The following is a 24,141-nucleotide window of genomic DNA, read 5'->3' as shown; positions in this document are numbered from 1 at the left end:
TGAGCATCAAGACACGTGCCGCGGATTAGCCGATTAGCCAGGGCAGCCCCTCTTTCTTGCGGCTCACGGTATCGGCCAACCAGGCAGGCGCCGTCGGCAAGAGGTTTCAACTGGCCAGCGCGATGATGGCACGGTCAATCTGAAAGGGCCGACATGGACGGGAGGATGTCCCGCCGGCCCCGTGGTCAGCTTGCGAGCAACTCACGGGCATTGGCCAGGGTGTTGTCGGTGATCTGATCGCCCCCCAACAGGCGGGCCAGTTCGTTGAGCCGGGCGCCCGGGGTGAGCGCCTGCATCTGGGTTTCCGTTGTCTTGCCGTCGGTGTGTTTGCTCACCACCATGTGCTGGTGACCCTTGCCTGCCACCTGGGGCAGGTGGGTGACCACCATCACCTGGGTGGATTCGCCGAGCTGGCGCAACAGGCGGCCCACCACGGCGGCGGTCGGGCCGCTGATCCCCACATCCACTTCGTCGAAGATAAGGGTCGGGGTGGAGATCTTGCGTGCACTGATCACCACGATGGCGAGGCTGATACGCGACAGCTCGCCGCCGGAAGCCACCTTGCCAAGGGGTTGGATGGGCTGACCCGGGTTGGTGGTGACCATGAACTCCACCCGATCGATGCCAAGGGGCGAGAGGCTGCTCTGGGCATCGGGTCGCACCTCGATGGCGAAGCGGCCATCTGGCATCGCCAGTTCGTGCATGCTGGCGCTTACCTTCGCGCCCAGCTCCTCGGCATAGCGCTGGCGGCTCTGGCTCAGGGCCTCGGCAGCCTGCACGAAGGCCTGGTGGGCCGAGGCCAGCTCGTCCTCCATCCCCTCCAGGCGCTCCTCGTCGGAGTGCAGGCGGGCCAGATCGGCGGCTAGCTCCTGATGGTGCAGGGCCAGCTCCGCCGGTTTGACATGGTGCTTGCGTGCCAGGTTGATGGCCTTGGAGAGGCGGTTCTCCAGCTCGTTGAAGCGCTCTGGATCCAGTTCCAGCCGGTCGAGATAGCTGCGCAGCTCGCTGTGACTCTCCTGTACGCCGATCAGGGCTTCGTTGAGCATGCCGAGCACGTTGCCAAGCCGGCTGTCCATGCCGACCAGGGTCTCGGCCCTGTCCACCGCCGTCTGCAGCAGACCGGCGATGGTGGTCTCTTCATTGTCATAGAGCAGATCGAGGCAATACCCGCACTCCTGCATCAGCTCGGTGCCATTGGCGAGCCGCTGATGCTCCTCTTCAATCTCTTCAAACTCTCCCGGCTGAAGGGCAAATTCGTCCAGCTCCTGCACCTGGTATTCGATGAGTTGACGGCGGGCTTCCCGCTGCTGCTGCTCGGCCTTGAGCCGGTTGAGCTCGTTTTGCAACTGGCGCCACTGTTGGTAGTGGCGGCGCACATCGTCGAGGAGCAGATGATGACCGGCGTAGCCGTCCAGCAGGGCGAGCTGGTAATCGGGTTTGAGCAGCATCTGGTGAGCGTGCTGACCGTGGACGTTGACCAGCAGTTGACCCAGGTTCCTGAGCTGGGCGAGGGGGACGGGAACCCCGTTGATATAGCTGCGAGAGCGCCCCTCGGCGGACAGTACCCGCCGGACGATGCACTCACCGTCATTTTCAAGCTCGTTGGTGGCGAGCCAGGCCCGGGCGGCAGGATTACCCTCCAGCAGGAAGCGGGCACTCACCTCGGTCTTGTCGCTGCCCGGGCGCACCATGCTGGCTTCGGCGCGCTCCCCCAGGCACAGCCCCAGAGCATCGATGGCGATGGATTTGCCCGCCCCGGTCTCCCCGGTGATGCAGGTCATCCCCGGTTGCAGATCGAGCTCGAGAAACTTGACGATGGCGAAGTTGTTGACGGTCAGCTGGGTCAGCATGGTCTCATCCTGTATGGGTCAACATTACTGTGTATGCATCCAGTATATACTGGTCTTATATACAGTAAAGTGGGCAGGGAGGATTTTTGCGAAACAGGGGGAGGGCAAGGATGTCAAGGCCGCGGCATGAGTGTGACGCCGATCAGATGGCCTGCAAAATCAACCTGCGTACCTGGCATGGGCTGAGGCGATGCGAGAAGCCACCTTGAGGGGCTCTCTTGTGGTGAGTGGCTGGCTGAGACACACTCGAAACAGTCCTGGTTGAGCCTGGGCTGTGTACAGACCTCTTCGCAAGGATGCGTCAAGATGATCCATACCCCAACCCTGCTGCTGATCTCCCTGGCAATCAACCTGATGTCGGGGCTGATCATGCTGTTCATCCACTCCCTGAAGCCGGGTCGAGGCAACTTTCTGTACTGGTCCCTCTCCGCTTTTCTCTTCTCCCTCTCCATCCTGCTGCTCAGTCTGGGGGTATTGGGAGGGTATCCGGCGCTGGGCATCCGGGTCGGCGGCCTGGTCTCGCTCATGAGCATCCTGCTGTTGCTCGCCGGTTTTTGTGCGCTTTACGAGCGCGCATGGCATCCCCGTGCCGTGAGGGGAGGCGTGGCGGTGTTGCTGCTGCTCTATCTGGGATTGTCCAGCCTCGCCCCCGTGCGCATTGTGCTGGCTCTGATGGAGTCGATGTTGTACCTGTGGTGCGCCTGCCTCATCGTCTCTCTCGGCCGGCAACAGAAGCGGGTGCTCCATGTGGTGGCGCTCATTTACCTGCTGCATTTCACCATCCTGCTGAGTCAGGGGGGGCTGCTCTTGCTGGGAGCCGAAGGGCGGATGGGAGACGGAGGCTGGCTCGATCTCATCTTCTTCATGCACATGGTGCTGACCATCGGCTCGGTGTTGCTGCTGCCTCTGGTGGCCTATGTGGAGACGGAGGAGGCATTGCTGGCGCTCTCGGAGCGGGATCCCCTCACCGGGGTGCTCAATCGGCGCGGCCTCTTCAGGCAGGGAGAGGGGGCTATGCCTGGCCAGACGCGCTGCGTGGTGGTCCTGGACATCGATCACTTCAAGCGGGTCAACGACCAGTTTGGTCACGGCTGCGGGGATGAGGTCATTCGCTATGTGGCCGGGGTGCTGGTGGCCGAGGTACGCAAGGATGATCTGGTGGGGCGCATCGGTGGCGAGGAGTTCGCCATCATCATGGGGGGCGTGAGCGGCCAGATGGCCCGCGACATCTGTGACCGGATCCGCCGCCAGATAGAGACGGGCTCCCGGCAGGGGGCCTGCCTGCCGTGCGAGGGGGTCACGGTGAGCATGGGGGTCGTGTGCGCCAGTGCCGAGGCTGACCTGGCACTGATGCTGACCAAAGCCGATGCTGCCATGTACCGGGTGAAGGAAGCGGGGAGAAACGGGGTGCATCTGGCATTCGAGCCGGCACTGCCTCGGCTGGTCGAAAGCAGCGAGGGGTAGACCCTCGCCACCGGTGTTGCCTGGCTAGAAGAGCTTGCTGCCCCAACCGAGCTTGTTGCGCAGCACGTGGAAGTAGCTGTAATCCAGGGGATGCACCAGATGCAGCTTGTGGCTGCTCTTCTTGATGAGGATCTCGTCCCCCGGGTGGACCGCCAGGGTGACCTGGCCGTCGCAGCTCACCTGCATGGCGTCGTCCTGGTTGTCCGGCGAGACCAGCAGCCGCACTTCGCTGTCCGCATCCAGCACGATGGGGCGGCTGCTCAGGGTGTGCGGGAACATGGGCACCAGCGTGATGGCGTTGAGTTTGGGGGTGAGAATGGCGCCCCCTGCCGACAGGGAGTAGGCGGTGGAGCCGGTGGGTGTCGCCACTATGATGCCGTCCGAGCGCTGGCTGTACATGAAGCTGCCGTCGATGTAGACCTCGAACTCGATCATGTGGGCGATCTTGCCCGGGTGAAGCACCGCCTCGTTGACCGCGAGGTTGCTCGACTTGCGCTCCCCGTGGCGATAGACGGCGGCCTCCAGCAGGAAGCGATGCTCGCTCTTGAAGTGACCCGAGAGCACCTGCTCCAGGGGCAGCAGATAATCCTGGGGCGAGAGATCGGTCAGGAAGCCGAGGTTGCCCCGGTTCACCCCGATCACCGCCACATCGAACCGTGACAGCACCCGGGCGGCCCCCAGCATGTTGCCGTCACCGCCGACGACGATGGCGAGATCCGCCTGCTCGCCGAGCTGCACCAGATCCATCACGTTCTCCCCCAGCAGCCCCAGAGTATGGGCCACCCGGCTCTCCAGCAGCACACGAAAGCCGCGGCTGGTCAGGTACTGATACAGGCCGGTCAGGGTCTGGTTGGCCCCCTCGTGATGGGGCTTGCCGATGAGGGCAACGGTTTTGAACGGAGAATCCATAGGTTATCGGGTCTGGGAGAGTCTTGGGGGGAGTATACCGCGCTTTGCCGGGGATTTGTCTGCCTCCGTGGCGGTTGGTGCAATCGGCCCCGAAAAGGGGCTGCCTGGCACGCGGATGGGCGCCATTGTGCCCGATCTGCCCTTTTCCCCTTGAAAGCCGGGGCTGTGTCCCCATAATAGCGCCAACACAGGGTCTGCTGGCGCGTGTCGCTTGTCTGAACGCCAGCCACCCTCACACGCAACCCCTGAATATTGGAGATGTCATGAGCCACGAAGAACAAAAGGTTGAAGCGATGGAGCAAGTGGAAGCCCAGCCAGTCGAGCCGACCGATGTAGACAGTGAAGTGACAGCCGAGCAGGCCCGCATCGCCGAGCTGGAGGCCCAGCTGGAGGCGGCCCAGCAGGCTTCCCTGGAAGAGCGCGAGCGCGCCATTCGCGCCGTCGCCGAGATGGAGAACCTGCGTCGCCGTGCCGCTCAGGACGTGGAGAAAGCCCACAAGTTTGCACTGGAGAAGTTCGCCGCAGAGCTCTTGCCGGTGCTGGACAACCTGGAGCGCGCCATCGAGCTGGCGGACAAGGAGAACGACACCCTCAAGCCGATGATTGAAGGGGTCGAGCTGACCCTGAAATCCATGCAGAGCGGCGTGGCCAAGTTTGGCCTGGTGGCGCTGGACCCGACCAACCAGCCGTTCGACCCCAATGCCCACCAGGCCATGAGCATGGTGCCCAGTGCCGACGTGGCGCCGAACACCGTGATCGCCGTGATGCAGAAGGGCTACGAGCTCAACGGCCGCGTCATCCGCCCGGCCATGGTGATGGTCTCCAAGTCCGCTGACTGATCGCGCTGTTCTCACCAAGCCCGCCGCTTGGCGGGCTTTTTGTTGGATGTGGCGCCAGAAAACGTGTCTGGCGTCATTTGGCTGTCAGGTGGCCTGTATGCAGGTTTTTTCAGGGCCGGACTTGAAGCGCCGACTTGAGACCCCATATAGGTTGCAAGGCCACGGCGGCACAAAAAATTTGATGCCGGGAGCTTGAAAGCCACAGTGGCAGGCCCCACCTAGCCGTTAACGTATCAAGGCGAGCCCCTCGCCAGTTTATTCAAAGTATTTGGAGATTCGTCAAATGGGTAAAATCATCGGTATTGACCTGGGTACTACCAACTCCTGCGTCGCTATTCTGGATGGCGACCATGCTCGCGTGATCGAGAACGCGGAAGGCGACCGTACTACTCCGTCCATCATTGCCTATGCCGATGACGGCGAAATCCTGGTTGGTCAGCCGGCCAAGCGCCAAGCCATCACCAACCCGAAGAACACGCTGTTCGCCATCAAGCGTCTGATCGGCCGTCGTTTCGAAGATGACGAAGTACAACGTGACCTGAAAATCATGCCGTACGCCATCGCCAAGGCCGACAACGGTGACGCCTGGGTTGAAGTGAAAGGCAAGAAAATGGCACCGCCGCAGATCTCTGCCGAAGTGCTGAAAAAGATGAAGAAGACCGCCGAGGACTACTTGGGCGAGCCGGTGACCGAAGCCGTCATCACCGTACCGGCCTACTTCAACGACGCCCAGCGTCAGGCCACCAAGGATGCCGGTCGCATCGCCGGTCTGGACGTCAAGCGCATCATCAACGAGCCGACTGCGGCTGCGTTTGCCTACGGCGTCAACAAGGTCAAGGGTGAGCGCAAGGTTGCTGTATATGACTTGGGTGGCGGTACCTTCGATATCTCCATCATCGAGATCGACGAAGTCGAAGGGGAAACCACCTTCGAAGTACTGGCGACCAACGGTAACACCCACCTGGGTGGTGAAGACTTCGACAACCGCGTCATCAACTACCTGGTTGACGAGTTCAAGCGCGAGCAGGGCATCGATCTGCGCAATGACCAGCTGGCTCTGCAGCGTCTGAAAGACGCCGCCGAAAAAGCCAAGATCGAGCTCTCTTCTGCCCAGCAGACCGACGTGAACCTGCCGTACATCACAGCAGATGCCACCGGTCCGAAGCACATGAACATCAAGGTGACCCGCGCCAAGCTGGAATCCCTGGTGGAAGACATGGTGAAAGACTCCCTGGAGCCGGTTCGTGTCGCCCTGAAAGACTCCGGTCTGGCCGTTGGCGAGATCGACGACGTCATCCTGGTGGGCGGTCAGACCCGTATGCCGCTGGTTCAGAAGACCGTGGCCGACTTCTTCGGCAAAGAGCCGCGCAAAGACGTCAACCCGGACGAAGCCGTGGCCATGGGTGCTGCCATCCAGGGTGCCGTATTGTCCGGTGACAAGACCGACGTACTGCTGCTGGACGTGACTCCGCTCTCCCTGGGGATCGAGACCATGGGCAGCGTGATGACCGCGCTCATCGAGAAGAACACCACCATTCCGACCAAGAAGTCCCAGGTGTTCTCCACCGCCGAAGACAACCAGTCTGCCGTGACCATTCACGTGCTGCAGGGTGAGCGCAAGCGCGCCAGCGACAACAAGTCCCTGGGCCAGTTCAACCTGGAAGGCATCCGCCCGGCACCGCGCGGTCTGCCGCAGATCGAAGTGACCTTCGACATCGACGCCAACGGCATCCTGCACGTCTCCGCCAAAGACAAGGAGACCAACAAGGAGCAGAAGATCACCATCCAGGCCTCTTCCGGTCTGTCTGATGACGAGATCGAACGCATGGTACGCGAAGCCGAAGCCAACGCGGCCGAGGACAAGAAGTTCGAAGAGCTGGTGCAGGCCCGCAACCAGGCTGACGGTCTGGTCCACTCCGTGCGCAAGCAGGTCACCGAAGCCGGTGAAGCCCTGCCTGCCGACGAGAAGACCAAGATCGAGACTGCCCTGAGCGAGCTGGAATCCGCCATCAAGGGTGACGACAAGGCTGCCATCGAAGCCAAGCAGCAAGCGCTGCTGGAAGCGTCCCAGAAGCTGATGGAGATTGCCCAGCAGCAGGCTCAGGCGCAAGGCGCCGCCGGTGCTGACGCCGGTCAGTCCTCCTCTTCTGCCAAGGCTGACGACGACGTGGTCGACGCCGAGTTCGAAGAAGTGAAAGACGACAAGAAGTAAGCCCGACCCGGATGGGCGAAGTCCGCTTCGCCCATCGGCTCAGAATCTGTTCACGGTCTGTCGCGAGAGGCCGTCAGCAAGGTAAAGAGCAGCGCAAGAACCGGAGTGTATGTGAATACATGAGGATTCTGAGCAGCACATGAGCCTTGATCACGGCTTCGTAGTAAGAGTGTGAGCAGATTCGTCAATGAATTTACGGGCGTTGGGTAACCAACGCCCGTCTGCGTAACTGCTGATATAGCAACAGGATGAGTATGTCGAAGCGCGATTTCTACGAAGTGCTCGGGGTGTCGAAAGGTGCCGACGAGCGCGAGATCAAGAAGGCGTACAAGCGTCTGGCCATGAAGTATCACCCGGATCGCAACCAGGGTGATGCCGGGGCTGAAGAGAAGTTCAAAGAGGTCAAGGAAGCCTACGAGGTCCTGACCGACGAGAACCTGCGTGCCCGTTATGACCAGTACGGTCATGCCGGGGTGGATCCGAGCCAGGGTGGCGGCCACGGCGGCTTTGGCGGTGGCGCCGATTTCGGCGACATCTTCGGCGACGTGTTTGGCGACATCTTCGGTGGTCGCGGGGGCGGTCGTCGCGGCCCGGCCCGTGGCGCCGATCTGCGCTACAACATGGAGCTGACGCTGGAAGAGGCGGTGCGCGGGGTCTCCAAGGAGATCAAGATCCCGACCCAGGTCCACTGCGAAGTGTGCAACGGCTCCGGTGCCCATACCGGCAGCTCTGCCCAGACCTGCCCCACCTGCCACGGCTCCGGCCAGGTGCAGATGCGCCAGGGCTTCTTCGCGGTGCAGCAGCCCTGCCCCCACTGTCACGGTCGCGGCAAGATCATCAAGGATCCGTGCCGCAAGTGCCATGGGGAAGGGCGCTATCAGAAGACCAAGACCCTGTCGGTCAAGATCCCGGCCGGGGTCGATACCGGGGATCGCATCCGTCTCTCCGGCGAAGGGGAAGCGGGGGAAACCGGCGCATCGGCGGGGGATCTCTACGTACAGGTTCATGTGCGCGAGCACGAGATCTTCGTCCGTGACGGCAACGACCTCTACTGCGAAGTGCCCATCAGCTTCACCACGGCGGCGCTGGGCGGGGAGATTGAAGTGCCGACCCTGGATGGCCGGGTCAAGCTCAAGGTGACCCCGGAGACCCAGACCGGCAAGCTGTTCCGCCTGCGGGGCAAGGGCGTCAAGTCCGTGCGCTCCGGCCAGGTGGGGGATCTGATGTGCAAGGTGGTGATCGAGACTCCGGTCAAGCTGACCGAGACCCAGAAAGATCTGCTGCGCCAGCTGGACGACTCCTTCAGCGGCGCCGCTGCCAAGACTCACAAACCGAAATCCGAAGGCTTCTTCGAAGGGGTGAAACGCTTCTTCGACGACCTGACCAAATAAACGCGACCCGCGTTACCCAAGCCGGCACGAATGTGCCGGCTTTTTTTTGCCCGCCATCTGGCCTGGATCCCCCCTTATTGAGTGGATCCCGATGAGGGATCCTCCTCACAACTTGCGCCAATTCCCCCTGTACAAATGTTATCCCGCTCACACTCCTGCTGAAACGGTTTAGCTGGCGTATTGAGTCAGCTAAAGCGGTTTAGCTATGCTCGGCTCGTCAACAACAACAGAGCCCGGACGGGCGACAGAAGACAGGTGAGGACGATGACGATGTTCAAGAGCAAGTTGGCGCTGGCCGTGGCGCTGGGATTGGGAATGAGCAACCCGTTGTGGGCGGCGGATGACGGTATCGAAGCCAGGCTGGCGGCGCTGGAGGCGCGGGTGCTGGCGGCCGAGGCGCGCGCCACCGCTGCCGAAGCGCGGGCCGATGAGGCCCAGAGCAAGGCGAGCGAAGCCCGCGAGACCGCCGCCGTGGCCAAGGCCCAGAGCGAGAAGGTGGACAAGCAGACTGCCGGTGCCCAGGGCTTCGAGTTCCACGGCTATGCCCGCTCGGGCCTGCTGGTGAACGGCAACGGCAACGGTGGCCGCGGCGGCCCCTACATCACCCCGGCCGGCTCGGTGGGCGGCGCCGTGGGTCGCCTTGGCAACGAGGATGACACCTACATGGAGGCCAACCTGCTGAAGACCCAGACCTTCGACGATGGCAGCTGGGCCCGCTACAAGCTGATGCTGGCGGACGGGGTGGAGACCAGCAACGACTGGACCGCCAGCGATTCCAGCCTCAACACCCGCCAGGTGTTTGCCGAAATCGGCGATCTGGCGAGCTTCAGCGGTCCTTTCCAGCACTCGGTGCTCTGGGCGGGCAAGCGCTTTGACCGGGACAACTTCGACATCCACTGGCTCGACTCGGACGTGGTCTTCCTGGCCGGCACCGGCGGCGGCGTCTACGACGTGCAGCTGGCCGACAGCTGGAAGGCAAACTTCTCCCTCTACGGGCGCGACTACGGCGACATCAGCGCGAGCGGTCTCTCCGACATCGAGAGCTACATCCTCACCATGAACAACCGCGTTGGCAACTGGCAGTGGATGCTGAACGGCCTCTCCGCCAAGGACAACGAGGCGCGCATCAATGACGGCGGCGCGGGCAGCGAAGCGGCGAACAAGGGGGCCCACACCCTGGTGGCCTACCACGCCGACAGCTTCTTTGGCATCAACCCCGGTTTCTCCAAGGCGGCGGTGCTGTATGGCCACGGTCTGGGTGCCGAGCTCAAGGGGCTGGGCTCCGACAGCGAGCTGCTGCCGGATGCCGATGCGGTGCGGGTCGCCGTGTTTGGCGCCACCGATCTTGCCCCGCGCTGGCGTGTGGCCCCGGCCCTGCTGGCCGAGCACAGCCAGGATCGTTACGTGAAAGGGGACGAGTACCGCTGGGTGACCCTCAATGGCCGCCTGGCCCAGGTGCTGAGCCAGAACGTCGAGCTGGTTTACGAGGCGACCTGGCAGTACATGGACCTCGATCCCAAGGGCTACAAGGGTCGTCAGGCGGTGAGCGGCGATTTCACCAAGCTCACCTTCGCGCCGACCTTCAAGGCGCAGACCGCCGGCTTCTTCGAGCGGCCCGAGCTTCGGGTGTTCGCCACCTGGATGGACTGGTCCTCCGAGCTCGACAACTACGCCAGCTCCGATGCCATGGGCCAGAGCAACTTCACCGCCGGGGGCGAGTGGAACTTTGGCGTGCAGATGGAAACCTGGTTCTAGTTCGTTATCCCGATCACAAAAATGGCAGGCGGCCCCGGGATCTGTTGGTTAGCTAAAACGGTTTAGCTGATAATGCGGACCCAGAACCCGGGGCTGACCCCGGCAAATCCTGTGCAGCAGTGGAGTAGCAACAAGGTGACGAATCGTGTGTGGGTAATGGGGGATGCGGTAGTGGACTTGATCCCGGAAGGGGAGCAGCACTACCTCAAGTGTCCGGGTGGCGCACCGGCCAACGTGGCGGTGGGCGTTGCCCGGCTCGGCGGGGAGTCGGCCTTCATCGGCCGGGTCGGCGCGGATCCCTTCGGCCGCTTCATGGGGGAGACCCTGGCCAGGGAGGGGGTCGACATTCGCCACCTGATCCAGGATCCGGCCCATCGCACCAGCACGGTGCTGGTGGATCTCGATGAGGCGGGGGAGCGCAGCTTCACCTTCATGGTGCGCCCGAGCGCCGATCAGTTCCTGAGCCACGCCGATCTGCCGGTCTTCCAGGCCGGGCAGTGGCTGCTGACCTGCTCCATTGCGCTCGCCAACGAGCCGGTGCGCAGCAGTTGCCTGCAAGCCATGGCGACCATCCGGGCCGTCGGGGGGCGGGTCTGCTTCGACCCCAACCTGAGGCCAGAGGTGTGGGGCAACCCTGCCGAGATGCTGCCCGTGGTGCGCGAGGCCATGGCCCTTGCAGACGTGGTCAAGCTCTCGGTGGAGGAGCTGCAACTGCTGAGCGGTCTGGACGATCTGGCCGTGGGGCTTGCCACTCTTTCAGGCCCGGCCCTGGTGCTGGTGACCCGGGGGGCGGGGGGCGTGGTGGCCCGTCTGGGTGGCGAGTTGCTGGAGTGGGTGGGGCCCAAAGTGACGCCACTCGATACCACGGGGGCGGGGGACGCCTTCGTCGCCGGACTGCTGGCGGCCTTGGCCGAACGGACCTCGCTGCCGACGCAGGCCGAGCTGCCCGCCATCCTGGCTCAGGCCCACGGCTGCGGGGCGCTCGCCACCACCGCCAAGGGGGCGATGACGGCACTGCCCACCCGCACCCGGCTGGATGAATTTTTGCGATCAGGCGCAGACGGCTGTTGATCCGCGGCTAGAACCGCGGGTCGACAGACCCTACTCTCATGTGACATGGGCCCGCCGACGGCGGGCCATAAGAGGAAGAATATGAATATCAGTGCGATAGCCCAGGGTCTGGTGCCCCTGCTCGGGGGCAAGGAGAACATCGTCAGCGCCGCCCACTGCGCCACCCGGCTGCGGTTGGTGCTGGCGGACGACAGCAAGGTGAACAAGGCCGCCATCGACAAGCTGGAGGGGGTCAAGGGGTGCTTCAGCAACGCCGGCCAGATCCAGGTCATTTTCGGCACCGGCCTGGTCAACAAGGTCTATGCGGAGTTCGTCACCCTGACCGGGACCGGCACCGCCAGCAAGGCGGAGCTGACCGACATGGCGACGGCCAAGCTCAACGTGGCCCAGCGTCTGGCGCGGACCCTCTCCAACATCTTCGTACCCATTATTCCGGCCATCGTCGCCTCTGGCCTGCTGATGGGGCTGCTCGGCATGGTGCGCACCTACGGCTGGGTCAACGCCGACAGCGCCCTGTTCGTCATGCTCGACATGTTCAGCTCGGCAGCCTTCATCATCCTGCCGATCCTCATCGGTTTTACGGCGGCGCGCGAATTCGGCGGCAACCCCTATCTGGGGGCGACGCTCGGCGGCATTCTCACCCACCCGGCCCTGACCAACGCCTGGGGCGTGGCCGGGGGCTTCAAGACCATGGACTTCTTCGGCCTGGATGTCGCCATGATCGGCTACCAGGGCACTGTCTTCCCGGTGCTCCTGGCAGTCTGGTTCATGTCCCACCTGGAGAAGCAACTGCGCAAGCGCATCCCTGACGCCCTGGATCTCATCCTCACCCCGTTTTTGACCGTCATCATCACCGGCTTCGTGGCGCTGCTCTTCATCGGCCCCGCCGGGCGGGTGCTGGGAGATGGCATCTCGTTCGGTCTGAGCGCCCTCTATGAGCAGGCGGGCTGGCTGGCGGGTCTGGTGTTTGGCGGCACCTATTCGCTCATCGTCATCACCGGTATCCACCACAGCTTCCACGCCATCGAGGCGGGGCTGCTGGCCAACCCTGCCATCGGCGTCAACTTCCTGCTGCCCATCTGGGCCATGGCCAACGTGGCCCAGGGTGGGGCTTGCCTCGCGGTCTACTTCAAGACCCGGGATGTGAAGATCAAGGCCATCACGGTGCCGGCGGCCATGTCCTGCCTGCTCGGTATCACCGAGGCGGCGATCTTCGGGGTCAACCTGCGCTACATCAAGCCCTTCCTGGCCGGTCTGTTCGGCGGGGCCTGCGGCGGCGCCTACGTGGTGGCGGCCAAGGTCGGCATGACGGCGGTGGGCCTGACCGGGATCCCGGGCATGGCCATCGTCCAGCCCATGAGCCTCATCCACTACGTCATCGGTCTGGTGATCGCCTTTGGCGCCGCTTTCGCCGCCTCCTACCTGCTCAAGTACAAGGTGGAGTGATGAAGGAAACCCAATTCCTCAACCAGATTGTCCGGTCCCTGCTGGCCGGACAGCTCAAGGCGGCGGCCGATCCCCATCGGCCCCGCTGGCACCTGGCAGCCCCGGTGGGGCTGCTCAACGATCCCAACGGTTTCATCGAGCACGACGGGCGCTATCACCTCTTCTACCAGTGGAACCCGCTCGGTTGCGAGCACCGCAACAAGGGCTGGGGGCACGTCACCTCCACCGATCTGCTGCACTGGCAGCACGAGCCGGTGGCGCTGCTGCCTACCGAGGCCTATGAGAGCCACGGCTGCTATTCGGGCTCGGCGGTGAGCGATGAGCAGGGGCGTCTGACCCTCATCTACACCGGCAACGTCAAATACCCGGACGGCAACCGCACCGCCTACCAGTGTCTGGCCCGCGCCGACGGTGCGGGGGGCTTCGAGAAGCTGGGACCCGTGCTGGACCTGCCCGCAGGCTACAGCGGCCATGTGCGCGACCCCAAGGTGTGGCACGACGGTCGGCAGTGGCTGATGGTGCTGGGGGCCCGCACCCTGGACGATCGGGGTGAGGTGCTGCTCTATCGCGGTGACACCCTGGATGCCTGGACGCTGGTGGGCCCCATCGCCGGCAGCGGGCGCGGCGGTCTCGGGGAGTTTGGCTATATGTGGGAGTGTCCGGACCTCTTCCCCCTGGGAGATCGCCATGTGCTGATCAGCTGCCCGCAGGGGATTGCCCCGCAGGGAGAGGATTATCGCAATCTCTACCAGTGCGGCTGGCTGGCGGGTGACTTCGACGGCGAGCATTTCGCCCACGGGGCTTTCCATGAACTGGACCGGGGATTCGAGTTCTATGCCCCCCAGACTACCCAGGACAGCCAGGGGCGGCGCCTGCTGTTCGGCTGGCTGGGCTTGCCGGAGGAGAACGAGATGAGCCAGCCCACTCTCGATCACGGCTGGATCCACCAGATGAGCTGCCCGCGGGAGCTGTTCTGGCAGGATGAGTGGCTCTGCCAGCGGCCGGTGGCAGAGCTGGGCGCCCTGAAAGGGGAGCAGACCCGCTTCGAGGGGGCGCCGGGCGAGCTGCCGCGCCTGGCCATCGACTCGGCCTGGCTGGATCTGGCCCTGACCGGCGAGGGGAGCCTTTGGTTTGGCGCCGTGGTCGAGCTGGTGTGGCAGCCGGGGCGTCTTGTCCTGCGGCGCCAGAACTGGCAGAGCGGGGAGTGGGAGGAGCGAAGCGCCCCCTGGCTTGGGGGCAAGATCACCGTCTTGTGTGACCGCTCCAGCCTGGAGTGCTTCGTGGATGGCGGTCGCCAGAGCTTGTCGACCCGTTACTTCCCCGGCGAAAACCCAGTACTTTCCGCACGTTGTGGTGGTGATGGCAGCAAAATTTGCCTCGATCACTGGCCGCTGGCGGCCTGCCTAGTACAATAGCCCGGTCTCAGTGTGCCGGGAGGTCAGGTGGAGAAGAAGAAACGGATCACGATTGCCCAGATAGCCACGCTTGCGGGGGTCTCCAAGGCCACCGCCAGCCTGGTGCTCAACGGCAAGAGTGCGGAATACCGCATCGCCGACGATACCCGCAAGCGGATCCAGGCGGTGGCGGACGAGTGCCACTATCAGCCGAGCATCCACGCCCGCTCCCTGCGGGAGGTGCGCAGCTACACCTGGGGGCTGGTGATCCCCGACCTCACCAACTTCGGCTTCGCCAGCATTGCCCGTGCCCTGGAGGCCCGCTGTCGGGAGGCGGGGATCCAGCTGCTCATCGCCTGCTCCGAGGATGACCCCACCCTGGAGCAGCGGGTGGTGGACAACCTCATCAGCCGCCAGGTGGATGGCCTCATCGTCGCCTCCAGCGGCCACAGTGACGACATCTATGCCCGCATCCACGACCGCTTGCCGGTGGTGCAGCTCGACCGCCACATCGGTGAGTCGCGCCTGCCCATGGTGATCTCGGACGCCTGCAAGGCTACCGCCGAGCTGGTGCAGGATATGGCCGAGGATTGCGGGGAGGAGATCTACTACTTCGGCGGTCTGCTGGATCTCTCCCCCAGCCGCCACCGGCTGGCGGGTTACGAGCTCGGATTGCACCGGGCCGGGCTGGAGGCCACTTCAGACCGGGTCCGCCACCGTGACTACCAGCCGAGCTCGGGTTATCAGCTGATGTCTGAGCTGGTGGACGAACTCGGGGCACCGCCGAAGGGGCTTTTTACCGCCTCTTTCACCCTGCTGGAGGGGGTGCTGCGCTACCTCAACGAGGCGGAACTGATGGAGACCGGCATGCGCCTGTGTACCTTCGACGATCACGATCTGCTCGACTGCATCCCCATGCGCATCGATTCTGTGGCCCAGGATTGCCCGGCTCTGGCCCGGGCCGCCTTCGAGATGATGCAGCAACTCATCGCGGGCAATCCCCCTGCCCAGACCGCCCAGGTCATCAACCCCAGGGTGCGCTGGCGCAGCCGCCGCTAGGCACACGGCTTCCCTTTCCTGTGAAAAAGCCCCGCCGATTCCGGCGGGGCTTTTTGTGCTGCGGCTGGTATGAGGGCGTCAATCGGTAATGCTGGCTCGCCAGAAGATCTGCTTGATGTGAGGGTGCTCCCCGAGCGTGTTCATCAGGGCATCGAGCCTGGTGCCATCGATGGCAGTGGCGAGCAGCGCCGCCGAGATCTCGAGATCCTGATCGCCGAAGGGGGTGATGTCGAGCTCGCTCAGGGGGTAGTGGGCCTGCTCCAGCATCTGCTCGAGCCAGGGCAGTACCTCCTTCTGGTGAGCGCGGCCGATGAGAGCGGTCACGTGATAGGTCACTTCGGTGTCCATGTTGTCCACCGGGTCACGGTTTATCTGGTTGACCAGGGGGCGCAGCAGGGTGTTGGCGGCCAGCACGAAGAGGGCGCCGAGGATGGCCTCCAGGGCGAACCCGGCGCCGCAGGCGGCCCCGACCGCGGCCACGCCCCACAGGGTGGCCGCTGTGTTGATGCCCCGGATGTTGCCGGACTCGCGCATGATGACGCCAGCGCCGAGAAAACCGATGCCGGAGACGATGTAGGCCACCACGTGGACGACCCCGTAACTGCCGCCATGCAGGTCATAGATGCGCTGGGCCAGGTTGACGAACAGGGCCGCCCCCACGGCGACCAGCACGTTGGTGCGAAGGCCGGCGGTGCGCTGGCGGTACTGGCGCTCCAGGCCGACCAGGCTGCCCAGCACGAAGGCGAGCAGCAGGCTGGCCAGGGTGTCGAGCAGGGCGAGAAAATCGAGTTGTTGCCACATTCTCATGAAGGGTCTCCTTCTGGGGATGCCGACCAGCTTTCGCCCCCGGGTTGCGTGAGAGACGGGGGGCAAGGTCGACATCGTGGTGAATGCAAGGGCGCGACCCGCCTCCTGACGGGGCGGGATGGCGCAGAACAGGGTACAGGCCCTTCACGGTTGCCCGGGAAGGACCTCGCCTCGTTCGAGGGTCAATGGCTGGTGGTGGCGTCGTCCCCGGCGCGGGGGCGCAGTTCCCAGCGTACCGGGTGAACAGCCCCGACCTGGTGGATGAACTGCACCAGATAGCGGCGCTGGGGCGGCGTGCAGTAGAGGCTCAACACCAGCACGCGGCCTTCACCGCGCCCGGGCTGCATGGACTGCAGGGGACTGAGTCCGGCCGGTTGCAGGGTGTGGCTCACCGCCGCCAGCACCTGCTCCATGTCGGCTCTGTCTTCGCAGCGGATGTGCAGCCGATAGAGGTGCTGACGCCGTCTGCCACGTTGCCAGAGTGGTCGCAGGCCCCGTCCCAGTCTGCTCAGCAGGGAAGGGGATTTGTCAGCGACAGGGTTGTTTGAAATCAAGCGCATAGCAGCCTCCTTTTGGGAAGCAGAAACTATGCAGGCAAGGTGTCGGGGGATGAGTCCGCGTCACCTGACGTCAAGTGTGAAAAGCGGGGAAAAGAGGGATCCACTTCTCGCAGGGTGGCGAGTCGCGGCAGAGAATAACCTGCGGCTAGCTCGCGACCAGGGTGCCGACGACAAGGGCCGGCGTGCGTCTGTCACTTGATGAGTTGCCCACCGATGGTCTCCGCTAGTGATAAAGAGGCGACATGGTAGCCGATACGGCGGCCTGGGTAAACCCCGAGCCCTTGATAGCAACATATTGAAACATAATAAAAAAGAGATGAAAGCGCCGGTGAAGGGAGCCCTCTTCCCTTCACCGGCGGGCCCTTGGGGGGTTACCGGGTCTTGTCGATGCCCAGGTATTTGAGCATCAGTTTTTCATAGATGGGTTCGGTGTCGCCCACCTGCATCTTGTGCAGGAAATACTTCTCGAACGCTATCTTGGCCAGGTGGACCCACTTCCCTTTCTTGAACCAGGCGACGTTGCGCGGCGGGATCTGCGGCATGGCCACGAAGGCGGCCCCTGTGTCCCCCATGTCCGCCAGACAGATGGCATTCCACACCGCCCGGGTGACCGGGGGCTGGCCGTCCAGCTCTGCCTTGATGTTGTGGCTTAAGGTGCGCACCATGGCCTCGATCATGTAGCCGGTCTTGGGCACCCCGGTCGGGACCGGCGTCTTGTGCTGGGGCGGGATGGCGATGCAGACCCCGGCGGCGTAAATCTGCGGGAAGACAGGGTTGCGCTGGTGTTCGTCGACGATGACGAACCCGCGGGGATTGACCAGCCCCTCGAGGCCCCGCAGGGGGCTGATGCCGGCGAAGGCGGGCAGCATCATGGCATGCTTGTAGGGGAGGCTGTGGGTGCGCTTGACGTTGCCATCTTCATCCAGCTCCTCCACCGTCATCACCCCATCCCTGGCCGCCACGGTGCGGGCATTGCAGATCCATTGCATGTCGCGCATGCGCAGCTCGCTCTCCAGCATGCCCTTGGAATCCCCCACGCCGTTGAGGCCGAGGTGACCGATGTAGGGTTCGCTGGTGACGAAGGTCATGGGCACGTCCTTTCTCACCTTCTTGTCGCGCAGGTGGCGATCGAGGATGAAGGCGTATTCGTAGGCCGGGCCAAAGCAGGAGGCGCCGGGCATGGCACCGACGATCACCGGACCCGGTTCGTCGAGCAGCCCGTTGACACTGTGCAGGCACTCCTCTGCGTGGGAGAGGGTGCAGACGCTGGCGGTGCCGCCCGCCGTCGGGCCTGCTCCCTGCACCTCTTCAAAGGCGAGTGCGGGGCCGGTGCAGAGCACCAGAAAGTCGTAGTGCAGGTGCTGGCCATCGGAGAGGCGGATCTGCTGTTCGAGGGGTTGCAACCCGGTCAGGGCGGCGTGGATGAAGCGGATCCCCTTCTTCTTCACATGAGGCTCTATGGGGAGGGAGATATCTTTGCGCTCTCGCCACCGGACCGCAATCCACGGGTTCGAAGGGTTGAATTCAAAGTCGGGTTTGTCGTTCACCAGGATGACGTCGTGCTGCTTGCCGAGTTCGGCCTTGAGCTCGTAGGCGGCCGACATGCCCCCCAACCCTGCCCCGATGATGATGATGGTTGCCATAATGAGCCTCCGCTCTATTACACGGCTCCTGTGAGCCAATATGTCCGCCTGCCTATTTGAGCCCCATTCGCCTGAGCACGGCGGCGGCGGGACAGAACCCGGTGAACGCGCTCTGGATCAGGTTGACCCCGACAAAGACGCTCAACCAGACAAAGCCCGGGTGGACCCAGGCCGTGAGCAGCAGCGACAGCAGCAACATGCCACCCGCGACCACTCTGACTCCGTTATCGACGGTCATTTCTCGTCTCCTTTTTTGTTTAGCTGTTGCTAATTTAGCGTTGTTTTATACAATAGAACAAATATCAGCAATTGCTAATTTAATCTTATGAGCCACTTCGACGAGATGAACCGACATGCGACTGCCGCCGCCGGCCTGCTCAAGGCGCTGGCTCATCCCGAACGCCTGATGGTGCTCTGCCAGCTGGTGGAAGGGGAGAAGGGGGTCGGGGAGCTGCTGGCCCACAGCCAGCTCGGGCAGTCGGCCTTCTCCCAGCAACTGTCGGTATTGAAGCGCCAGGGCCTTGTCCGCTCGCGCAAAGTCTCCCAGCAGATCTACTACTCCCTGGTGAGCGAGGCGGCGGCCGATGTGCTGGCGGCGCTGCAAACCCATTTTTGTCACTCAGATGAGGAAATTCGATGATGGAAAGCCAATGGCTGCTCTCGTTGGGGGGCGGCATGCTGGCGGGGCTCTCGGCCCTGATCCTGATGTTGTTCAACGGCCGGGTGGCCGGGATCAGCGGCATTCTGGCCGGTGCAATGCAGTACAAAACCCCCTGGCGGGTGCTGTTTCTGCTGGGATTGGGACTGGGGGCCTGGCTGGCGCTGACCCTGGGTTGGGCCACCATGCCCGCCTTTGATGCCTTGCCCGGCTGGCCCGTGGTGCTGCTGGCCGGCCTGCTGGTGGGCATCGGCACCCGTCTTGGCAATGGCTGCACCAGCGGTCACGGCATCTGCGGCATGGGGCGGCTGTCGACGCGCTCCGTGGTGGCGACGCTCACCTTTATGGGGATGGGCGTGGCGACCGTGTTCTTTACTCACCACATGTTTTGACGGGTTGATTGCCATGAAATTGCTGACAAGTCTGTTTGCGGGTCTGTTGTTCGGGCTGGGGATGGCCCTCTCCGGGATGATGGATCCGGCGCGGGTCACCGGGTTTCTCGATCTGGCCGGTGCCTGGGATCCCAGCCTGGCCTTCGTGATGGGAGGGGCCCTGGCTGTCTTCATGCCGGGCTACTTCCTGCTGGTGAAACCCCGTCGTCTGAGCCTGCTGGGGGAGCCCATGGCCTGGGTTCCCGCTCCTGTGCTGGATCGCCGCCTGATTGGCGGGGCCGCACTGTTCGGGATCGGTTGGGGCCTGGTCGGCATCTGTCCAGGGTCCGCATTGAGTCTCATTTCCAGCGGACAGCCCATGATATTGTTGTTCATCGGGGCCATGGCGGCCGGGATCCTGCTGGTGGACAAGGTCTGGAACAGGGTGCTGGAGAAGGCTCGCCAGCACCGTATTGCCTGAGTTTTCAAGGTGCCAATGAGCCAGGGAAGGAGAATCATGATGAACACAATCCGGTTGCTGGTGACCACCCTGCTGGTCATGACATCCACCCTGGTGGCGGCCGAGGAGGCCAAGGGGTCGCTGACGCTGACCCCGCAGCGCGTCACCGACTGGCTCACCCTGAGCGGTACCGTGAGCGCCATTCATCAGGGGACGGTCGCGGCCCAGACCAGTGGCCGGGTCTCCCGCATGCTGGTGGATGTGAACGACGAGGTACAGGCCGGGCAGCCCCTGCTCGAGATAAGCGGCAAGGAGCAGTCTGCCGCCGTGACCGGCGCCGAGGCGCGGGTGGCCAGGGCCCAGGCCCAGCAGGTGGAGGCCGAGCGCCAGCTCACCCGTTATCAGGCCCTCATCGCCAAGGGGGTGATCACCCGGGCCCAGCTCGACAACGCCCAGGCAACGGATCGGGCCGCCCGCGCCGAGGTCAATGCCGCCGAGGCCGCCCTCATCCAGGCCCGGGAAGCCTACGGCTATACCCGTATCCTCGCCCCCTACGCCGGGGTGGTGACCAGGCGGCTGGTGGAGCTGGGGGAGACGGTGGCCCCCGGTACGCCGCTGCTATCCGGTTTCTCCCTGGGCGAGCTGAGGGTGGAGCTGGAGCTGCCCCAGTCCGCGCTGGCTCTCGCCGGCCAGCCGTCGGATGTGCAGGTGCTGCTGCCTGGTGGCAAGGCAGTGACTCCCGTCAAGCTGACCCGCTTCAACTACGCCGACAGCCAGAGCCACAGTTTCCGGCTGCGCCTCGATCTGCCGCCGAACACGGCAGGGGTGCTGCCCGGCATGTGGCTCAAGGTGCAGCTCAAACAGGGTGAGCGTCAGGTGTTGCAAGTGCCGGAGCCCGCCCTGCTGCGGCAGGGGGAGTTCAACGGCGTCTACCTCAAAGAGGGGGAGGGCTGGGCCCTGACCCCGGTGCGGGTCGGCCACTGCGAGGCTGGGCTGTGCGAGGTCTTGGCGGGTCTCAAGGGCGGTGACACCCTGGCCCCCGATGCCTGGACCCGTCAACAGGAGGTGTCCCATGAGTAGCGAGCTGAACGGCAACCATGGCCACCTGGGGCCGGCGGGTCGGCTGGCGGCCCTGTTTCAGGGCTCGGCCATCACCCCGCTGCTGGCGCTGGTGGGGCTCTTGCTCGGCTTTTTTGCCGTGCTGGTGACCCCCAAGGAGGAGGAGCCCCAGATCGATGTCACCTTCGCCGACGTCTACATTCCCTTCCCGGGAGCCAGCCCGGCAGAGGTGGAGTCCCTCGTCACCACCCCTGCCGAGCAGGTGGTCTCCCAGATAAAGGGGATAGATACCCTCTACTCCTTCTCCCAACCCGATGGCGCCCTGCTGGTGGTGGTGTTCAAGGTAGGCGTGAGCCGGGAGCAGGCCATCGTGGATCTCAACAACCAGCTCGACTCCAACCGCGACTGGTTGCCACAGGGGATCGGAGTCGGTCAGCCACTGGTAAAACCCCGGGGGATCGATGATGTTCCCATCGTCAGTCTGACCCTCTGGAGCAAGCAGCTGGGGGCCTCCGATCTGACCTGGGTCGCCCACGAGCTGGAGACCGAACTCAAGCGCATTCCCGGTACCCGCGATATCTACACGCTGGGCAGCCAGAGCGCCGTGCTGCGGGTGATGCCGGATCCGGCGGCCCTCAGCGCCCATGGCATCAGCTGGGGCGAGCTGAGCCAGCGACTTGCGGCCGCCAACCGGGTGGGCAGCGAGCAGGCCGTGGTGCAGGATAACCGGGAAATCAAGGTGCAGGTGGGGCAGTTCCTGCAAAGCGAGCAGGAGGCCCGCGAGCTGGTGGTGGGGTTGCACGACGGCAAGCCCGTCTACCTCGGTGAGGTGGCCCGGGTGGCGCTTGGGGAAGAGACCCCAGTCCAGCGCAGCTGGATGGGGCAGGGGCAAGCCAGCTACCCGGCGGTGACCCTGGCCATCGGCAAGCAGCCGGGGCAGAACGCGGTGGAGGTGGCCAAGCGGGTGGAGGCACGGGTGGAGAGCCTCAGGAACCGGCTCATCCCGGCTGGCGTCGAGGTGACGGTGACCCGTGACTACGGCGTCACCGCCGAGACCAAATCCAACACCCTCATCGGCAAGCTCATCTTTGCCACCACGGCGGTGGTATTGCTGGTGCTGGTGAGCATGGGGTGGCGCGAGGCGCTGGTGGTGGGGGTCGCCATCGTCATCACCCTGGCGCTGACCCTGTTCGCCTCCTGGGCATGGGGCTTTACCCTCAACCGGGTGTCCCTCTTTGCCCTTATCTTCTCCATCGGCATCCTGGTGGATGACGCCATCGTCGTGGTGGAGAACATCCACCGCCATTGCGGCCTGGGCAAGGGGTCGCTCAAGGATCTCATTCCGGGCGCGGTGGACGAGGTGGGGGGGCCGACCATACTGGCGACCCTGACCGTCATCGCGGCCCTGCTGCCCATGGCCTTCGTCAGCGGCCTGATGGGCCCCTACATGAGCCCCATCCCCATCAATGCCAGTATGGGGATGCTCATCTCCCTGCTGGTGGCCTTTATCTTCTCCCCTTGGCTGGCGAGCCATTTGCTCAAGGGGGAGGCGCACGGTGCCCACGGCGAGGCCAAGGCTGGTCTCTTTCACCGGCTGATGACTCCTTTCCTGATCGGTGATGGCGCCAAGCGCGCCAGACGCAAGCTCTGGCTGGTGGTGTTGCTGCTGGTTGGGGCTGCCGCCGCCATGCCCATGGTGCAGTGGGTAGTGCTCAAGATGCTCCCCTTCGACAACAAGTCGGAATTCCAGCTGGTGCTCGACATGCCGGAGGGGGCGACCCTGGAGCAGACCGAGCGCACCCTGCTGGCGGTGGGTCGGGAGCTCGCCAGGGTGCCCGAGGTGAAGGATTACCAGATCTACGCCGGCACCGCCGCCCCCATCAACTTCAACGGGCTGGTGCGCCACTACTTCATCCGCAGCGGCGCCAACGTGGGGGACATCCAGGTCAATCTGGTGGACAAGCATGAACGGGATCGCAGCAGTCACGAGATTGCCCGGTCGGTGCGTGTGCCCTTGCAGGCCATCGCCAGTGCGGCAGGTGGCAATCTCAAGGTGGTGGAGGTGCCCCCGGGACCGCCTGTCTGGTCGCCCATTGTCGCGGAAGTGTATGGCCCGACGCAGGCCGCCCGTGAAGCTGCTGCCCGCGCCGTACAGGCCCGCTTTGTGGCCACGGCGGATCTGGTGGACGTGGACATCTATCTGACCGACCCCCAGCCCAAGTGGCGGCTGGTGGTGGATCGCGCCCAGGCGGCCCTGCTCGGGGTCGATCTTGGGGATCTGGTGGCGACCCTCAACGGGGGCGTGGGCTATCAGGATGCGAGCTGGCTGCAGGGGCAAGGCGCCAAGTATCCGGTGCCGATCCGCATCGAGCTCGCCCCCGGTGACAAGCGGGATCTGACCGGCATCATGGCCCTCAAGGTGCGCAGCCAGAGCGGCCAGCTGGTGCGGGTCTCCGAGCTGGTGAGCCGTCGTGACGAGGTGGCCCCCAGCTACCTCATGCACAAGAACATGCAGCCCATGGTGATGGTGGTGGCTGACATGGGGGGCCATGCCGACAGCCCGCTCTACGGCATGTTTGCCGCCGGTGCCGACATCTCGCTGCCACAGTATTACGTGCATCAGCCCGACAAGCTGGGGGAGGTGGCGCTGTTGTGGGACGGGGAGTGGAAAATCACCTACGAGACCTTCCGCGACATGGGGCTGGCCTACGGGGTGGGGATGATCCTCATCTACCTGCTGGTGGTGGCCCAGTTCCGCTCCTATCTGGTGCCGCTCATCATCATGGCCCCCATTCCGCTCACCCTCATCGGGGTGATGCCGGGTCACGCCCTGCTGGGGGCCCAGTTCACCGCCACCTCGATGATCGGGATGATCGCCCTGGCCGGGATCATCGTGCGCAACAGCATCCTGCTGGTGGATTTCATCGAGCAGCAGCGAGCGAGTGGCATGGCGTTCGAGCAGGCGGTGATCGAGGCGGCGCAGGTGCGAGCCAAACCCATCATGCTGACGGCGCTGGCGGCCATGATAGGGGCGCTTTTCATCCTAGATGACCCCATCTTCAATGGCCTCGCCATCAGCCTGATCTTCGGGATCCTGGTTTCCACCCTGCTCACCCTGATGGTGATCCCGCTGCTCTACTACAGCCTGCTTGTTCGCCGAAGTCAGAGGTAAACACAGGGGGCACGTGCCCCC

The 24,141-nt window shown here is 64.0% G+C and carries 20 protein-coding genes; 14 read left to right on the top strand and 6 right to left on the bottom strand.

What is annotated here, in order from left to right:
* Nucleotides 1-185: 185 nt before the first annotated feature.
* The gene (recN, locus tag ACVDHI_RS01645) at nt 186-1,850 is read right to left on the bottom strand and encodes a DNA repair protein RecN (RefSeq protein ID WP_447211609.1); all 1,665 of its coding nucleotides are present in this window, start codon (nt 1,848-1,850) and stop codon (nt 186-188) included.
* 306 nt (nt 1,851-2,156) lie between these two features.
* Here recN and ACVDHI_RS01640 point away from each other — a divergent pair, with 306 nt between their 5' ends.
* Nucleotides 2,157-3,314 carry a GGDEF domain-containing protein gene (locus ACVDHI_RS01640; protein WP_323879024.1) on the top strand — a complete coding sequence of 386 codons (1,158 nt, stop codon included), beginning with the start codon at nt 2,157-2,159 and terminating at the stop codon, nt 3,312-3,314.
* A 24-nt stretch (nt 3,315-3,338) separates the two neighbouring features.
* Here ACVDHI_RS01640 and nadK read toward each other — a convergent pair whose 3' ends face one another.
* Entirely contained in the window at nt 3,339-4,223 is an 885-nt protein-coding gene (gene nadK / locus ACVDHI_RS01635) for an NAD(+) kinase (RefSeq protein WP_010673644.1), read from the bottom strand.
* A gap of 263 nt (nt 4,224-4,486) precedes the next feature.
* Here nadK and grpE point away from each other — a divergent pair, with 263 nt between their 5' ends.
* The 8 genes from grpE to ACVDHI_RS01595 all read left to right on the top strand — a co-directional run bounded on the left by grpE (nt 4,487) and on the right by ACVDHI_RS01595 (nt 15,390).
* Complete coding sequence (grpE, locus tag ACVDHI_RS01630; RefSeq protein WP_029314044.1) at nt 4,487-5,062, top strand: nucleotide exchange factor GrpE; 576 nt, start codon at nt 4,487-4,489, stop codon at nt 5,060-5,062.
* A 283-nt stretch (nt 5,063-5,345) separates the two neighbouring features.
* Nucleotides 5,346-7,274, top strand: a complete 1,929-nt coding sequence (dnaK, locus tag ACVDHI_RS01625; RefSeq protein WP_010673646.1) for a molecular chaperone DnaK — start codon at nt 5,346-5,348, stop codon at nt 7,272-7,274.
* Between the two features lie 254 nt (nt 7,275-7,528).
* Nucleotides 7,529-8,665 carry a molecular chaperone DnaJ gene (dnaJ, locus tag ACVDHI_RS01620; RefSeq protein ID WP_045524008.1) on the top strand — a complete coding sequence of 379 codons (1,137 nt, stop codon included), beginning with the start codon at nt 7,529-7,531 and terminating at the stop codon, nt 8,663-8,665.
* A 264-nt stretch (nt 8,666-8,929) separates the two neighbouring features.
* A complete protein-coding gene (locus ACVDHI_RS01615) occupies nt 8,930-10,420 on the top strand; it encodes a carbohydrate porin (RefSeq protein ID WP_324049860.1) in 1,491 nt (496 codons plus the stop codon).
* Nucleotides 10,421-10,531: 111 nt separating this feature from the next.
* Nucleotides 10,532-11,491 (top strand): aminoimidazole riboside kinase, encoded by a 960-nt coding sequence (locus ACVDHI_RS01610; RefSeq protein WP_447211694.1) that lies wholly within the window; start codon nt 10,532-10,534, stop codon nt 11,489-11,491.
* 81 nt (nt 11,492-11,572) lie between these two features.
* The gene (locus ACVDHI_RS01605) at nt 11,573-12,937 is read left to right on the top strand and encodes a sucrose-specific PTS transporter subunit IIBC (RefSeq protein ID WP_447211608.1); all 1,365 of its coding nucleotides are present in this window, start codon (nt 11,573-11,575) and stop codon (nt 12,935-12,937) included.
* Complete coding sequence (locus ACVDHI_RS01600) at nt 12,937-14,352, top strand: glycoside hydrolase family 32 protein (RefSeq protein ID WP_447211607.1); 1,416 nt, start codon at nt 12,937-12,939, stop codon at nt 14,350-14,352. The genes ACVDHI_RS01605 and ACVDHI_RS01600 overlap by 1 nt, the downstream gene beginning before the upstream one ends.
* A 27-nt stretch (nt 14,353-14,379) precedes the next feature.
* Nucleotides 14,380-15,390, top strand: coding sequence for a substrate-binding domain-containing protein (locus tag ACVDHI_RS01595; RefSeq protein WP_041213247.1), 1,011 nt, complete (start codon nt 14,380-14,382; stop codon nt 15,388-15,390).
* 78 nt (nt 15,391-15,468) lie between these two features.
* Here the strand turns inward: ACVDHI_RS01595 and ACVDHI_RS01590 are convergent, their stop codons facing one another.
* The 4 genes from ACVDHI_RS01590 to ACVDHI_RS01575 form a co-directional block, all read right to left on the bottom strand.
* Nucleotides 15,469-16,197 carry an MgtC/SapB family protein gene (locus ACVDHI_RS01590; RefSeq protein WP_203764636.1) on the bottom strand — a complete coding sequence of 243 codons (729 nt, stop codon included), beginning with the start codon at nt 16,195-16,197 and terminating at the stop codon, nt 15,469-15,471.
* A gap of 182 nt (nt 16,198-16,379) precedes the next feature.
* Nucleotides 16,380-16,757, bottom strand: coding sequence for a hypothetical protein (locus ACVDHI_RS01585; protein WP_039039228.1), 378 nt, complete (start codon nt 16,755-16,757; stop codon nt 16,380-16,382).
* A gap of 371 nt (nt 16,758-17,128) precedes the next feature.
* A complete protein-coding gene (locus ACVDHI_RS01580) occupies nt 17,129-18,400 on the bottom strand; it encodes an NAD(P)/FAD-dependent oxidoreductase (protein ID WP_039039227.1) in 1,272 nt (423 codons plus the stop codon).
* 52 nt (nt 18,401-18,452) lie between these two features.
* Entirely contained in the window at nt 18,453-18,638 is a 186-nt protein-coding gene (locus ACVDHI_RS01575; protein WP_039039226.1) for a YgaP family membrane protein, read from the bottom strand.
* An 87-nt stretch (nt 18,639-18,725) separates the two neighbouring features.
* Here ACVDHI_RS01575 and ACVDHI_RS01570 point away from each other — a divergent pair, with 87 nt between their 5' ends.
* From ACVDHI_RS01570 to ACVDHI_RS01550, 5 genes are read left to right on the top strand one after another with little or no spacing between them, the layout of a single operon-like run.
* Nucleotides 18,726-19,040, top strand: a complete 315-nt coding sequence (locus ACVDHI_RS01570; protein ID WP_041214807.1) for an ArsR/SmtB family transcription factor — start codon at nt 18,726-18,728, stop codon at nt 19,038-19,040.
* Nucleotides 19,037-19,450: a YeeE/YedE family protein gene (locus tag ACVDHI_RS01565; protein ID WP_042881673.1), complete on the top strand. Its 414-nt coding sequence runs from the start codon at nt 19,037-19,039 to the stop codon at nt 19,448-19,450. Before ACVDHI_RS01570 ends, ACVDHI_RS01565 begins: the two co-directional genes overlap by 4 nt.
* 13 nt (nt 19,451-19,463) lie before the next feature.
* Nucleotides 19,464-19,910: a DUF6691 family protein gene (locus ACVDHI_RS01560; RefSeq protein ID WP_447211606.1), complete on the top strand. Its 447-nt coding sequence runs from the start codon at nt 19,464-19,466 to the stop codon at nt 19,908-19,910.
* A gap of 39 nt (nt 19,911-19,949) precedes the next feature.
* Nucleotides 19,950-20,969, top strand: coding sequence for an efflux RND transporter periplasmic adaptor subunit (locus ACVDHI_RS01555; protein WP_043154738.1), 1,020 nt, complete (start codon nt 19,950-19,952; stop codon nt 20,967-20,969).
* Nucleotides 20,962-24,120, top strand: a complete 3,159-nt coding sequence (locus ACVDHI_RS01550) for an efflux RND transporter permease subunit (RefSeq protein ID WP_447211605.1) — start codon at nt 20,962-20,964, stop codon at nt 24,118-24,120. The genes ACVDHI_RS01555 and ACVDHI_RS01550 overlap by 8 nt, the downstream gene beginning before the upstream one ends.
* Nucleotides 24,121-24,141 lie beyond the last annotated feature (21 nt).

It is taken from the genome of Aeromonas sp. 25-248 (assembly GCF_053005425.1).
Note: the sequence above shows the minus strand (reverse complement) of the source record. Positions and strands in the feature narration are given on the sequence as shown.